This window comes from Mycobacterium sp. NGS18 (genome assembly GCF_059813185.1).
The window spans coordinates 1-13,343 of record NZ_JCALEC010000009.1 but is presented as its reverse complement, the minus strand read 5'-3'; the positions used below and the strand labels follow the sequence as shown (position 1 = coordinate 13,343).

11 protein-coding genes are annotated in these 13,343 nt (G+C 67.0%); 2 read left to right on the top strand and 9 right to left on the bottom strand.

The genetic code is table 11. The features are described 5' to 3' along the window. Window positions 1-9: 9 nt before the first annotated feature. Complete coding sequence (locus AC5Y31_RS16655; protein WP_499981656.1) at window positions 10-1,773, bottom strand: N-acyl-D-amino-acid deacylase family protein; 1,764 nt, start codon at window positions 1,771-1,773, stop codon at window positions 10-12. An 81-nt stretch (window positions 1,774-1,854) separates the two neighbouring features. On the opposite strand from AC5Y31_RS16655, the gene AC5Y31_RS16650 reads away from it, so the two are divergent. Continuing rightward, the gene (locus AC5Y31_RS16650; RefSeq protein WP_301632587.1) at window positions 1,855-2,448 is read left to right on the top strand and encodes a TetR/AcrR family transcriptional regulator; all 594 of its coding nucleotides are present in this window, start codon (window positions 1,855-1,857) and stop codon (window positions 2,446-2,448) included. On the opposite strand, the gene AC5Y31_RS16645 is transcribed toward AC5Y31_RS16650, so the two are convergent. Genes AC5Y31_RS16645 through AC5Y31_RS16635 form a run of 3 tightly spaced genes read right to left on the bottom strand, consistent with a single transcriptional unit; the run spans window position 2,443 to window position 6,364 of the window. Then, window positions 2,443-3,054: a TetR/AcrR family transcriptional regulator gene (locus AC5Y31_RS16645; protein ID WP_499981655.1), complete on the bottom strand. Its 612-nt coding sequence runs from the start codon at window positions 3,052-3,054 to the stop codon at window positions 2,443-2,445. The two genes, AC5Y31_RS16650 and AC5Y31_RS16645, sit on opposite strands and share 6 nt — an antisense overlap. Window positions 3,055-3,068: 14 nt before the next feature. Next, a complete protein-coding gene (locus tag AC5Y31_RS16640; protein ID WP_499981653.1) occupies window positions 3,069-5,930 on the bottom strand; it encodes an MMPL/RND family transporter in 2,862 nt (953 codons plus the stop codon). Further along, complete coding sequence (locus AC5Y31_RS16635; protein ID WP_109470782.1) at window positions 5,927-6,364, bottom strand: MmpS family transport accessory protein; 438 nt, start codon at window positions 6,362-6,364, stop codon at window positions 5,927-5,929. Before AC5Y31_RS16635 ends, AC5Y31_RS16640 begins: the two co-directional genes overlap by 4 nt. 212 nt (window positions 6,365-6,576) lie before the next feature. Here AC5Y31_RS16635 and AC5Y31_RS16630 point away from each other — a divergent pair, with 212 nt between their 5' ends. Next, window positions 6,577-7,758, top strand: coding sequence for an acyl-CoA dehydrogenase family protein (locus AC5Y31_RS16630; protein ID WP_499981650.1), 1,182 nt, complete (start codon window positions 6,577-6,579; stop codon window positions 7,756-7,758). A 12-nt stretch (window positions 7,759-7,770) separates the two neighbouring features. On the opposite strand, the gene AC5Y31_RS16625 is transcribed toward AC5Y31_RS16630, so the two are convergent. Genes AC5Y31_RS16625 through AC5Y31_RS16605 form a run of 5 tightly spaced genes read right to left on the bottom strand, consistent with a single transcriptional unit; the run spans window position 7,771 to window position 13,271 of the window. Continuing rightward, entirely contained in the window at window positions 7,771-9,024 is a 1,254-nt protein-coding gene (locus tag AC5Y31_RS16625; RefSeq protein WP_301632578.1) for an amidohydrolase family protein, read from the bottom strand. A gap of 10 nt (window positions 9,025-9,034) precedes the next feature. After that, window positions 9,035-10,363: an amidohydrolase family protein gene (locus AC5Y31_RS16620; RefSeq protein WP_301632576.1), complete on the bottom strand. Its 1,329-nt coding sequence runs from the start codon at window positions 10,361-10,363 to the stop codon at window positions 9,035-9,037. Then, window positions 10,317-11,531 (bottom strand): amidohydrolase family protein, encoded by a 1,215-nt coding sequence (locus AC5Y31_RS16615; RefSeq protein ID WP_499981648.1) that lies wholly within the window; start codon window positions 11,529-11,531, stop codon window positions 10,317-10,319. The genes AC5Y31_RS16620 and AC5Y31_RS16615 overlap by 47 nt, the downstream gene beginning before the upstream one ends. A gap of 4 nt (window positions 11,532-11,535) precedes the next feature. Beyond that, the gene (locus AC5Y31_RS16610) at window positions 11,536-12,339 is read right to left on the bottom strand and encodes an acetoacetate decarboxylase family protein (RefSeq protein WP_499981646.1); all 804 of its coding nucleotides are present in this window, start codon (window positions 12,337-12,339) and stop codon (window positions 11,536-11,538) included. After that, entirely contained in the window at window positions 12,336-13,271 is a 936-nt protein-coding gene (locus AC5Y31_RS16605) for an SDR family NAD(P)-dependent oxidoreductase (protein ID WP_499981645.1), read from the bottom strand. The genes AC5Y31_RS16610 and AC5Y31_RS16605 overlap by 4 nt, the downstream gene beginning before the upstream one ends. Window positions 13,272-13,343 lie beyond the last annotated feature (72 nt).

The following is a 13,343-nucleotide window of genomic DNA, read 5'->3' as shown; positions in this document are numbered from 1 at the left end:
CCTTTCCAGTTAGCGCGCGCCGCGCACCAGACGGCCCGGCCGCGCGCCGGTGTCGGCGCCGTGGCGCCGGGTGACGGTACCGCTGACGATCGTGGCAACATACCCGCTGGCGTCCTGCAGCAGGCGGCGCCCACCGGCCGGCAGGTCATAGGCCATCCGGGCCGGGTGCAAGGTCAGCGCTTCCATGTCGATCACATTGATGTCGGCCTTCTTGCCGACCTCGATGACCCCGCGATCGGTGAGGCCGAACAGCTGCGCGGTGTCCCGGCACTGCTTGCGCACCACGTACTCCAACGGCAGCTTGTGGCCACGATGCCGGTCGCGGGCCCAGTGCGTGAGCAAGTAGGTGGGATAGGAAGCGTCGCAGATCATTCCGCAGTGCGCGCCGCCGTCGGAGAGCCCCAGCACGCCTGCGGGATGGGTGAGCATCTCGCGGATCGCATCGTGGTTGCCGTCGGCGTAGTTGAAGAACGGCAGCATCAGCATCGCCCCGGCATCGGCCTGCAACATCAGGTCATACAGGGTGGACAACGGATCGTCGCCGCGCGCCGCGGCGATCGCGGCCACCGAGCGCTCCGGGGTCGGCTCGTAGTCCGGCGGATCCCCCAGGTCATAGATGCGATGCAGCGAGTGCTGCACCAGCGCGAACATCGCGTCGAACTGCACGGAGGCGTCGGGCGGCAGATCTTCTTCGGACAGGATCGCGGCCTTGACCGCCGGTTCGGCGAGCCGCTGCGCGAGTTCCTCGCGACTGCACTCGGCTTTCAGCCGCCGGTAGGTCGGCCGATGGGTGAACGCGTGGTGCCCGGGGAAACCGAGCAGCATCCCGAACGGCCGCGCGGCGATCTGCGGATACAACGCACTGCCGGCCTGGTGGGCGGCCGCGGAGACGTCGAGCTGCTCTCGCCACAGATTCGGGTCGGCGTCGACCTGGATCAGTGCGAACGACAGCGGCCGATCGATCTCGCCGGCGAGGCGCTGCATCCATTCGAGCTCTTTCTTCGGCGCGACGATGTCCTCACCGGCCGCACCTTGCGGGGCCAACTCGAACACCGCCTGCCCGCCGGCTGCCATGGCCCGGCCCAACCCGAACAGTTCGTCTTCGGCGGCAAAGGTTCCGGGCACCGGTTCGCCGTCCATCGCCCGGTGCGCCAGCGTGCGTGACGTCGAGAAGCCCAGTGCGCCGGCCTCGATGGCCTCCTGTACCAGTCGGCTCATCGCGGCGATGTCCTCCGGGGTGGCCGGCTCGTTGCGGGCGCCGCGCTCTCCCATGGCGTAGGCGCGGATCGCACCGTGCGCGACCTGGCTGCCGACGTCGACGGCGAGGTTCTGCCGGTCAAGGACGTCGAGGTACTCGGGGTAGCTCTCCCAGCCCCAGGTGATGCCTTCGGTCAGCGCGGTACCCGGGATGTCTTCGACGCCCTCCATCAGTTTGATCAGCCACTCTTCGCGGCCCGGCTTCACCGGGGCGAAGCCGACGCCGCAGTTGCCGGTGACCACCGTTGTCACGCCGTGCCCGCTGGACGGCTCCAGCAGGTTGTCCCAGCTGACCTGCCCGTCGTAGTGGGTGTGGATATCGACGAATCCCGGTGCGACCACGCGGCCGGTGGCGTCGATCGTCTCGGCTGCCGCACCGGTCAGGCCGGGGTCATCGGTGCCAGAGCGGCGCTGGACAGCCACGATGCGCCCCCCGGAGATCCCCACGTCGGCCAGGTAGCGGTCGGCGCCCGTGCCGTCGACGACGGTGCCACCGGTGATCGTGAGGTCGTACACGGCCGTCTCCTTCGATAGTGGTGTCGGGCGCGCCGACGAACGACGTTGATCAATTTGTACACATCTCGATAATGTGTGCAAGTGCTTGGCGAGACCGCCTCCAGAACGCTGCCGGCGCCGATGCTGGCCGCGGCGACCGATACCTTGCGCCAGCTCGGTCCCCGGCGCTTCAGCCTCACCGCCGTCGCCGAAGCGGCCGGCGTGTCCCGGGGCACCGTGCACAACGTCTTCGGGACCCGCGATGCCGCCATCGCCGCGGCACTCGATCACCTGTCCGCGGCGTTCATCGAGACCATGGCCGCCGAGGTGAACGAGCTGGACACCCTGGCCGAGCAGGTCGCAGCCGCCGCGGTGCTGATCTCGGCGCATCGCCGCAGATCAGCCGCCGAGCCGCGCGCGATCAATCAAAGCGTGCTGGTGCTGCTGCTGGAACACGGCGGCGAGGAGCTGATGCGGCGCTCCGTTGCACTGTGGGCCCCACTGGTACGCGCCGCACAACGCAGCGGCGAGGTCAGCAGCGAACTCGATGCCGGCCGCGCCAGCGAATGGATCGTGCGGGTGCTCTTCAGCTTCGAACTGCTCCCGCCGATGCGGGTGAATCTGGACAGCCCCCGAGCCGTGCGTCGCTTCGTCAGCGACCACATCGTGGCCGGCCTGAACGGGACACTGTCATGACCCGAACGACGGTGCACCAACCGCCGGCAACACCAAGGTGTCGATGACCTGTCGGACGAACGCAGCATCCAGGACCTGGCCCCGGACGACTTGTAGCAGCCCCATGGCCAGCACGACGTCGGCGACCATCGACCAATCCCGGTCGCCGTCGATCTCACCGCGAGCCGCGGCCCTCCCCAGGATTGTGGCGACCATGCCCTTGCCTTTGACGAGCACCAGATCGTCGACCGCGGCGGCCAATTCGGGCTCGTGAACGGCTTCCAAGGCGACGCGCAAGACCAAGTCGCTGGGGACCGGGTCTTCATCGTTGCGCCCAACGTGTTCGATGAGGGCGCCGAGATCGCCGGCCAGGCTGCCGGTATCGGGGATGTCCCTGGTGAGCAGATCGGGCCGCCAATAGATGAGTGCATCGGTGACCAGTGCAGCCTTGGATGACCAACGGCGATAGATGGCGGCCTTGCCGACACCGGCTCGCGCAGCGATGTCGTTCATGTTGGCCGCGTCGTAGCCATGCTCTGATACGACGGCCAACGCGGCGTCCAGGATCGCCGGATCACGGGACCGGTCTAGCCGCCCGTCGGTGCGCTGGCGCAGTCTCGATTCCATTTGGCTGACAGCTTTCACGCGTTGATCGGTTGGGGAATGGGGTCGGTACGAGCGGGTTCGGGCTGTGGGTCGTGCTTGGCGCGGAAGGTGTTCAGCGGCCACCAGAACCAGTGCCCCAGCGCGGCGGCGATCGCGGGAGTCATGAAGGCACGCACGATGAAGGTGTCGACCAGTAGGCCCAGCGCGATCGCGGTGCCCAGCTGCCCGATCACACGCAGGTCGCTGACCAGCATCGAGGCCATGGTCGCGGCGAACACCACCCCGGCTGCGGTGACCACCCGACCGGAGGCACCCATGCCCCGGATTATCCCGGTGTTGAGTCCGGCCGGGATTTCCTCTTTGAGCCGCGATACCAGCAGCAGGTTGTAGTCCGAGCCCACGGCCAGCAGGATGATGACGGTCAGCGGCAACACGATCCACTGCAGGCCGAGGCCGAGGATGTCCTGCCACAGCAGCACCGACAGCCCGCATGCGGTGCCCAGTGATGCCAGCACGGTGCCGACGATGACTAGGGCGGCCACCAGGCTGCGGGTGATCAGCAGCATGATCGAGAAAATCAGGATCAACGTGGCGATCCCGGCGATCGTCAAGTCGATCGTCACGCCTTCTTGCATGTCGCTGTACATCGAGGCGGTACCCGCCAGCGATACTTTCGCCGATTCCAGCGGTGTGCCCTTGATCGCGTCGGCGACGGCCTCCTTGATGCCCTGCACGTGCTTGATGCCCTCGACCGAGGCGGGGTCGCCTTGGTGGGTGATGATGAAACGCACCGCCGTGCCGTCGGAGGAGACGAACATCTTCAGGCCGCGTTTGAAGTCCGGGTTGTCGAAGACTTCCGGTGGGAGATAAAAGGAGTCGTCATTCTTGGCCTCGTCGAAGAACTTGCCCATCAGCGTCGATCCTTCGGCGGCCTCCTGCATGTGACGCTGGATCCCCGACATCGCACTGTGGGTGGCCAGCATGAACCCGCGCATGTTCGTCATCGACTCGATCGTCTTGGGCAGATCCGCCAGCATCTGCGGCATCAGGGTGTCGAGCTTGTCGACGTCTTTGACGGTGACGCCCATGTCGTCGGTCATGATGTCGACGTCGTCGAGCATGTCGAAGACCGATCGCAGCGCTGCGCACGCCGGGATGTCGAAACAGTGTGGCTCCCAGGAGAAGTAACTCCGAAACGGCCGGAAGAAGTCGTCGAAATCAGCGACGTGCTGGCGCACCGTTTCGATGTCGCTGAGCAGCACGTGCATGTCGGCGGTCATGTCATGGGTGGCGTCGGTCATCTGGGTCATCACGCCGTACATGTGTTCCATGACGGCGATGGTGCGGCCCATCTCGTCGGCCTGCTCGAGCATCGAGGCCATGCTGTCGTTCATGAATTTCGCCGTCTGCAAGGTACTGGAGTTGCCCATGGCGATGACGAACGGAATGGAGCTGTGCTCGATCGGTGCGCCCAGCGGCCGGGTGATGGTCTGCACCCGCCCGATGCCGCGCTCGTGGAAGACGCTCTTGGCGATCCGGTCGATGACAAGCATGTCGGCGGGGTTGCGTAGGTCGTGGTCGGCCTCGACCATGAGCAGTTCGGGATTCATGCGCGCCTTGGAGAAATGCCGTTCGGCCGCGGTCTGCGCCACGTTGGCCGGGATCTCCTCGGGGGTGAACTTCTGGTCGTTGTAGTTCGGCACGTACGTCGCCAGGCTGACGAAACCGATCACCGCGACAAAAGACGTCACCACGATGATCGGTTTCGGCCACCTCGTCACAAAGGTGCCGATGGTCCGCCACCCTCGTTCCGAGGCCCGTCGGGTGGGATCGAAGATGCCGAACCTGGATCCGACCACGAGTACCGCCGGAGCCAACGTCAAACCGGCCACCATCGTTGCGGTCAAGGCAATGGCACACGGCAGCCCCATCGAGTGGAAATAGGGCAACTTGGTCGCGGTCAGACACAGGCAGGCGCCCACGATCGTCAGGCCCGAACCCACGATTACGTGAACCACACCGTGATAGGCACTGTAGAACGCGTCTTCACGGTTCTGGCCGCGAGAACGGGCTTCCTGGTAGCGGCCCAGCAAGAAGATGAAATAGTCGGTTCCCGCGGCGATCGTCAGCATCGTCACCATGCTCACCGCGTACGGGGTCAGCCCGATGATGTTCAGATGGCCGGCGGTGGCCACGATGCCTTCTGCGGCATAAAGCTCGAAGCGAACCAGGATCAGACCGACGATCGCGCTCCGCAGCGACCGGTAGATGACCAGCAGCATCAGGAAGATGACGCCGATGGTGACCGCCGTCATCAGTTCCATGCTGTTGTGGGCGGCGATCAGCGTGTCGGTGTTGAGGGCGGTGTTGCCGGCCACGTGAGCCTTTACACCCGGCGGCGCCGGCACACTGTTGACGATGTCGCGCACCGCGGCCACCGACTTATGGCTGCGGCCGGTGCCCTGGGAACCATCGAGGAATAGCTGTACGTAGGCGGCCTTGCCGTCCGGGCTCTGCGAGCCGGCAGCGGTCAGCGGGTCACTCCAGAAATCTTGAGCGAATTGCACATGTTCGTCGGCTTTGAGCTTGGCGACGATCTGGTCGTAGTACTCGTGCGCACTATCACCGAGCTTGTCATCGCCCTCGATGACAACCATCGCCGAGGAGTCGGTATCGAACTCCTCGAACTTGTGCCCGATGTTCATCATGTCCTTGTAGGCCGGCGCGTCCAGCGGCGACATCGGCACCGAACGCTTGGCGGCCACCTCGCCGAGCCCCGGCACGAACAGCGTCGTCCCGATCGCTACCAGCAGCCAAAACAAGATGATGGGAACCGACAAGACCCGCAGCAGGTGGGCGATACGGGAATGCGGTTGCCGTGAATTGTCGGTGCTCATACCGACTTCACCAGGCAGTAGATGAACGGCTCGTACTGGTCGATGCTGCGGTCGTCGCGGACTTCACCATCGACAATCACCCGGCAACGCAGGTGGCCCATGCCGGCATCACCCTGCGCCACGATGTTCGCCGACATCGAGGGCAGCGTCGTGACGATGGTGTGCGACCACGGCAGCGGAGCGTCCTCGACCAGATGCGGCTGCCCATCCTCGTCGAGGAAGTTGAGGCTGACCGTGCCACCCGAGGGTGCCGTCACCTCGTAGGTGATGTGCTTGGGGTTGAACGGCTTGGTCTCGTCGGCGTTCGCATCACCGCTTGACGCGTAAGCGTTGGCGCCGAAACTATCCCGCACCCGCACGACGACGTATGCGCCGAGTGCGGTCACGACGACCAGAAGCAGTGGGATCCACAGCTTCTTGAGCAGTCCGTACACCCGCCGCCTCCTGTGTCTACCCCGCACCGTCGCGTGGCGGCGAGCATGGGCGGAACTCGGGTTCCGCCTGGGTCGGAGTGAAATGTACCCCATCACGCCGCTGGGTTTATAGCGATTCCGCTGCCCTTTTCGCCAGACACCAGCCGCCGACGGTGCCATCATCACCTGCAGCAGACCATCGTTTTTGAAGTCCACAACGTAAGGACGACAACATGGGTGACCGGGTAGTCGACCGGCTGATGGGCATCGCCGACCAGTTGCGCGAGCAGGCCGGCGAGGCGGAGAAGATCGGCCGGTTGACCGATCAGACGGTCAAGGCGATGAAGGACGCGGGCTCGATCCGCCTGCTGCAGTCGGCCAAGCACGGCGGATACCAGGCGCATCCTCGCGAGTGGGCCGAGACCGTGATGGCCACCGCGGCGCTGGATCCCTCCGCGGGTTGGGTCACCGGTGTGGTCGGCGTGCATCCCTACCAGCTGGCCTACGCCGATCCGCAAGTCGGCGAGGAAGTGTGGGCCGACGATGTCGACACCTGGATGGCCTCGCCGTATGCGCCTCAGGGCGTGGCCACACCGGTCGAGGGCGGTTACCTGTTCAACGGCCGCTGGGGGTTCAGTTCCGGCACCGACCACTGCGACTGGATCATCCTCGGAGCCATGGTCGGCGGCGCCGACGGTATCCCGGTCATGCCGCCGGCGATTCTGCACATGATCCTGCCCCGCACCGACTACGAGATCGTCGACGACTCCTGGGATGTGGTGGGGCTGCGCGGAACCGGCTCCAAGGATGTCATCGTCAAAGACGCGTTCGTGCCCAGCTACCGCACGATGGATGGCCTCAAGGTGATGGACGGCAGCGCCCAGCGCGAGGCCGGCATGACCGACCCGCTGTATCTGATGCCGTGGTCGACGATGTTCCCGCTCGGCATCTCCTCGGCGGTCATCGGCATCGCCGAAGGCGCCCTGGCCGCGCACCTGGACTATCAGCGGGAACGCGTGAGCGCCACCGGGACCGCGATCAAAGACGATCCGTATGTCATGTATGCGATCGGCGAGGCGGCCGCCGACATCAACGCCGCCCGACAGGAACTGCTGGCCAACGCCGACCGGATCTACGACATGGTCGCCGGCGGCAGGGAGGTCAGCTTCGCCGACCGCGCCGCCGGTCGCCGCACCCAGGTTCGCGCGGTGTGGCGTGCGGTGGGAGCCGTCGACCAGATCTTCGCGCGCTCCGGTGGTAACGCGCTACGGATGGACAAACCGCTGCAACGGTATTGGCGCGACGCCCACGCCGGGCTCAATCACGCGATCCATGTCCCCGGCACCACGTTCCACGCCTCGGCGCTGAGTTCCCTGGGCATCGAGCCGGAGGGCCTGCTGCGGGCGATGATCTAACGGAGCCCGAACCTAGCCGCGCGCCGGGGCCAATCGCTTGAGGGCCAGTCCGCCCTCGAACGGCCGGTAGCCGAAGCCGCCGGGGGAAAGGTAGCCGGTGTCGCCCAGCGGTGTCGCCACTTCGGCGACCGTAGGCCCGATCTTGGCGGCGACGGGTGCCAGCGCGTCGAGGTCGAAACGGTACAGCCGCGCGGCGGTGGTGCCCAGGATCTTTCGGCACTCGTCCTCGGTCCGGTCGTGCAATGCCCAGCGGATGGCCAGCTTGGAGTGCGGTGTGAAGCCCTCCTCGTGGGGATAGTCACTGCCCCACATGATGTGGTCGGCACCCAGGTAATCGATCATCGCCGCGTCGTAGGGGGTCAGTTCACTGGCCAGATAGCAGTTCCGCCGGGCGTATTCGCTGGGCAGCAGCGTCATTGCGTCGACGGACGACCCGCCGAACATCCCGTAGGTGCGATTGTTCGCCTCGGACTTCATCGTGGGCACCATGGCGTCGAGCACCATCAGTTGCTGCTGCACCCACAGGGTGCCCTGCTCGGTCGGTACGAATCGCAGGGCGGGGTAGCGCTCGAAGACGCCGGCGAGGATGAGATGGCTCAGCGTGCGCTGCGCCCACAGCGCCATCTCGGTGATCAGCACCGCGTTGGAGGCCGGCTGGTCCATCGGCATCTCGGGGCTGCCGGCGCCGGCGTGCTGCACCACGGTCAGATCCAGCTCCGCACACAGTTTCCAGATCGGTTCGTAGCGGGTGTGAAACAGCGGGGCCACCTGCGGGTCACCCGGCGACACGGCCGGGATCAGCACGCCTCCGAAGCACGCCTGCTCGGCGCCCCACCGAATCTCGTTGAGCGCCAGGTCGATGTCGTTGGGAAAGACCTGGATCAGGCCGCGGCGCCGGGCCGGGGCCAGCGCGCAGAAGTCGACTTGCCACCGGTTGTGGGCCTGCACACCGGCCCAGCGCTTCTCGAACTCGTCGCGCGTGCGCGGCAAGCTGATGGTGATGTTGGGCGTGGTCGGGAAGAACGGGGGAACGGTGTTGGGCAGCAGGACCTCCGCGGCGACGCCGTCGGTGTCCATCTCCGCGATCCGCAGCTCGTGGTCCCAGTTCCGGTTGGCGGTGGCGACGATGAGGTCGTCGAACGGACTGCTGTAGGTCTTGGCCCAGGCGTCGAACTCGTCGTGCAGCGATGCCGGCAGATACGGTTTGTAGCCGTAGAGATCGGCCCCGGCGTGGGTGTCGGTGGAGATGACGACGTAGCGATCCATCGTTGATTCCTCAGTTCTGCACCAGATCGGGGATCGGTTCGGCGTCGGTCAGCCAGTGCCGGCCGGTCCGTCGGGCCGCGTCCCACTTGGGCATGCTCACCGCATCGTCTTGCCCGAGGTCCGCCGGGGTGGGGCCAATGCGCTCGGCCAGCGGGGCCAGGGCGTCCAGATCGAAGTGGTACAGCTCGGCCGCCGCCAGGCCGAGCATCTGCCGGGTCTCCTCGATCGGGATATCCCAAAATGAGCGTCGCAGCCACTCGCGGGTATGCGGCCACGTTCCCTCCGGATGCGGGAAGTCGTTGCCCCACAACAGGTTGGCGACACCGATCTCGTAGCGACGGGCCAGCTCCCGGCGCTCGGTGGTGGTGGCCCCGATGAAACAATTCCGGTCGAAGTAGGCCGACGGCGGCATCGTCAGATCGCCTTCCATGTGCCGGCTCATCTTCTTGGCCGAGTGCTCCCGCAGAAACCGGGTGTCCATCAGCCAGAGCAGATCGTTGGCCCAGAAGGCGCCGCATTCGGTGACTCCCCAGCGCAGCCCGGGGAAACGTTCGAACACCCCCGACCACAGCGCGAACCACAACGGCCGCGCGCCCCACCAGCGCACCTCGGTGACGTAGATGCCCAGGTGCCCGCCATACTCTTCTTGCGGGGCGGGCCCGGAGTGGGTGTGCACCGGCATCTGCAGGTCTTGGCAGGCCGCCCAGACCTTGTCGTAGCGGCGGTCGTGATAGGGCGGGTAGCCGACCCAGCGTGCCGGGATCAGGATCCCGCCCCGCAGACCGGATTCCGCGGCGCGGGTGATCTCGGCCACCGCCGCGTCCACGTCGGCCAGGATCGGCACCACCGCGACCCCGGCCCGGCGCTCGGGGCTGTGGCTGCACAGTTCGGCCAGCCAGCGGTTGTGGGCCCGTGCACCGGCCATGGCGCGCCCCGGGTCCAGGTCGCCCGACTGGCCCAGGCCCGCCCCGAACGGGGCCCCGGCGACCCCGGTCACCGCATCGGCGTCGGGGAAGATGACCTCGCCGACCACCCCGTCGCCGTCGAGTTCCCGGTCCCGCAGGGCGACGTCCCAGCCGCCGGCGATCCCCTCGCCGTGCTCGGTGAACCACTCTTCGGCGAATTCCTCGTCGATGAATCCGCCGGCTTTGGCCGCGGCGGTCTTCTCCGTGAGATACGTCTCGAAGTCGTCGCGGTATTCGGGATCGACGTATTCGCGATAACGCTCGGTCGGGAGTTCGGCATGGGTGTCAGCGGAGATGATGAGATACGGGTCCACAATTAACCTTTCGCTACCAGGTGCGGATGGGATCGGGCTCGAAGACGGTGCTGCTGGCATCGGCGGGCACCGCGGCCAGCGGCTCGGAAACCTCGGCCACGCTCGGTCCGATGCGGTCGGTCAACGGCGCCAGCGCCGCCAGGTCGAAGCCGTAGACGGCCGCCGCGTTCCCGCCCACCATGGCCGCCACTTCGGCCGGGGGGACATGGGCGAAGGTGTGACGCAACGCTTCCCGGGTATAGGGCGCGGTTCCTTCGTAGTGCGGGTAGTCGCTTCCCCACATGATCTTCTCGACGCCGATGGCGTGCCGTTCGGTGCACTCGACGGGACGCATGAAGCTGGCGCCGACGTAGCACTGCCGAGACCAGTACTCGCTGGGCTTGTGGCTCAGCGAGCCGGCGGTGGGCCCCGCGAAGCGGGCGATCGCCGAGCCCGGTCGCGCGTAGCGGGCGGCCGCGACGTCGAGCGAGTCGAGCGTCGCCGGTATCCATCCGGCGCCCTGTTCGGTGAAGACCACGGTGAGGTCCGGGTGGCGATCCAAGGCGCCGGAGAAGATCAGGTGCCACAGCGCCCGGTGCGCATACCAGTGGGTCTCGTACACCCACACCGCGAACGAGCTGCCCCAGCCATCGGTCGGGGTCGGTCCGGCGGAGCCGCCGTGGTGGTTGACCACCACGCCCGCCTCGTCGCAGGCCGCCCACAGCGGCGCCCAATGCTCGGCGTAGAGCTGCGGGATGGCGGCGCCGGGGGCCACTCCGGGCAGCAGCACCCCGCCGCGGAGCCCCAGTTCGGCGATCTGCGCAATCTCGGCGATCGCCTGGTCGAGGTCTTCGAGCAGGATCTGGCCCACCCCGGCACGGCGCAACGGCGACAGCGAGCAGAAGTCAGCCAGCCAGCGATTATGCGCCCGCAGTCCGGCCCAGCGCAGCTCGACCTCTCGGGCGGTCTCCGGCGGCGGGGCGGCCAGGCTCCCGCTGGGAAAGAACGGCGGCACGGTGTTGGGATAGACGACCTCGCCGGCAACACCTTCCGCATCCAGATCAGCGTCGCGTCGCTCGCTGTTCCAGCTGCGTTCGGCGTCGGGCTCGGTGAGGTCGCCGAACGGGTTGACGTAAGTCTTCGCCCAGCCGTCGAATTCGTTTCGGTAGCCCGGATCCAGGTATTGGCGGTAGTCGAGCAGGTCGGCACCGGCGTGGCAGTCGGCAGAGATGACCGTGTAGCGATCCATGCGCTTACGCCCGCACCGACTCGGGCCTCGGGGCGGCCAGCAGGGCCACATCGTCGTAGCGCTGGTGCACATACGGCAGCAGCCATTCGGCCGGCACCCGCTCGGCGATCCGCCCCACCTGCACGGTGCGGCGCCGGCACCAGGTGATCGACCGGATTTCGCGGATCACGATGTCGGCCACCGGATCCAGCGCCGACTCCCCCAGTTCTATTGTGCCGTCGATGTTCTCCAGCACCTCGTAGTGCCGGTGGTATTCGCCGTAGACCAGGTGCGGGTCGGTGATGCCGTTGCCGTCGGGGGCGCGCAGGAACTTGAAGTAGAACTCGGTGTTGATCTGGTCGGGCGGCAACTCTGCCGGGCCGGTGACCCGGCCATTGACGGTGACCAGCTGGTGGCCCAGCCGGTCCACGCCGGCGCTGACGCGATCGCCGTCGCGTTGCACCTCGATATGAGCGATCTTTTTGGGCTCGCCGAAGGTTTCACGTCCGCCGGTGACCGATTGTTCGGTGGACTGCGGCATGAACAGCGGGTAGTCGCCGGCCGTGTCGCCGTGCCGGGCGGTCACCGAGAACACCGCCGAGGTGAACGTGGGCATGCCGTCGATTCGGACCCGCTGCAACTGCACTCGCACCAGCGGTTCGGCTGCCGGCGCCAGCGGCTTGGGCAGCACAGCGGCGACGATCTCCGGATCGGTGAGATAGGTGATCGTCACCGCCTCGGTGGCGATGGGTGCCTTGGTGGCGTCGATCTCGTGGTCGACCCGCGCCTCCGGCGGCCGGGGACCGTAGCGAACTGCGGTGGCACTCAACGCTTTGCTCCGTTCTCCGAGGCGCTGTCGGCATGCTGGCTCAGCACGTCGACCAGGTAGTCGGGCTCGCCGCGCGCCAGGATCGACGCCGCCTTGGCGCTCACGACCTGATCGGCGGGGGTGGGCGGCCCCATCATCCAAAAACGGTCTGTCGCAATGCCGTCGATCACCTGCTCGGCGACCGTCTCGAGCGGGGTGAACTCGACATGGGCGCCGGCCGCCTCGAAGCGGTCCACCACCTTGGCCAGGGTCGTCTCGGGGGTGCGGCGCTGCTGGGTCGCGGCGTAGCGCTGCGGGCGGTGCCGCCACGACTCCCAGATGCCGGTGTTCAAAAAGCCACCCGGGAACAGGACATGCGCCCGCACCCGTGTCCCGGTCATCTCCAGGTGGGTGTAGAGGCTTTCGGTCAGGCACAGCACCGCCGCCTTGGTCATCGGGTAGACGGCGGTGGCCGGCCCGCCCAGAGCGCCGCGGGCGATCGGCGCGAACCCGCCGTTGCCCGAGCAGGTGTTGATCACGTGTCCCTTGCCGGCCTCGAGCAGGATCGGCACGAACGCCTTGATGCCGTGGATGACGCCGAGCACGTTGACGTCGATTCCCCACCGCCAATCGGCCAGGTCGTGCTCCCACAGGTAGCCCTCGGAGACCGCGCCGGTGCCGGCGTTGTTGCACACCACGTGCACAGCGCCGAACCGATCCAGCGCCGCGGTGGCCAGGGCTTCGACCGAGTCGTAGTCGGTCACGTCGGCGACCACCCCGATGGCCTCGATGCCCTCGTGCTGCAGCGCCCGGGTCGCCTCCTCCAGCGGATCGGCGAGCACATCGGCGAGCACCACCTTCATGCCCTCGCGGCCGAACCGCCGGCCCAGGGCTCGGCCGATCCCACCGGCTCCGCCGGTGACCACCGCCGTCCTGCCCCGAAGGTCGATCATTGTGGCTATCGTCACATGGTCGCGCATACCACCGCAAGGAGTCGCACTATGCGACTACGCGGTTAGGGTGCT

Coding starts and splice junctions, on each gene's coding strand:
- AC5Y31_RS16605 (WP_499981645.1), bottom strand. CDS start 13,271: ATGATCGACCTTCGGGGCAGGACGGCGGTGGTCACCGGCGGAGCCGGT.
- AC5Y31_RS16630 (WP_499981650.1), top strand. CDS start 6,577: ATGGGTGACCGGGTAGTCGACCGGCTGATGGGCATCGCCGACCAGTTG.
- AC5Y31_RS16620 (WP_301632576.1), bottom strand. CDS start 10,363: ATGCCAGCAGCACCGTCTTCGAGCCCGATCCCATCCGCACCTGGTAGC.
- AC5Y31_RS16625 (WP_301632578.1), bottom strand. CDS start 9,024: ATGGATCGCTACGTCGTCATCTCCACCGACACCCACGCCGGGGCCGAT.
- AC5Y31_RS16615 (WP_499981648.1), bottom strand. CDS start 11,531: ATGGATCGCTACACGGTCATCTCTGCCGACTGCCACGCCGGTGCCGAC.
- AC5Y31_RS16640 (WP_499981653.1), bottom strand. CDS start 5,930: ATGAGCACCGACAATTCACGGCAACCGCATTCCCGTATCGCCCACCTG.
- AC5Y31_RS16645 (WP_499981655.1), bottom strand. CDS start 3,054: ATGGAATCGAGACTGCGCCAGCGCACCGACGGGCGGCTAGACCGGTCC.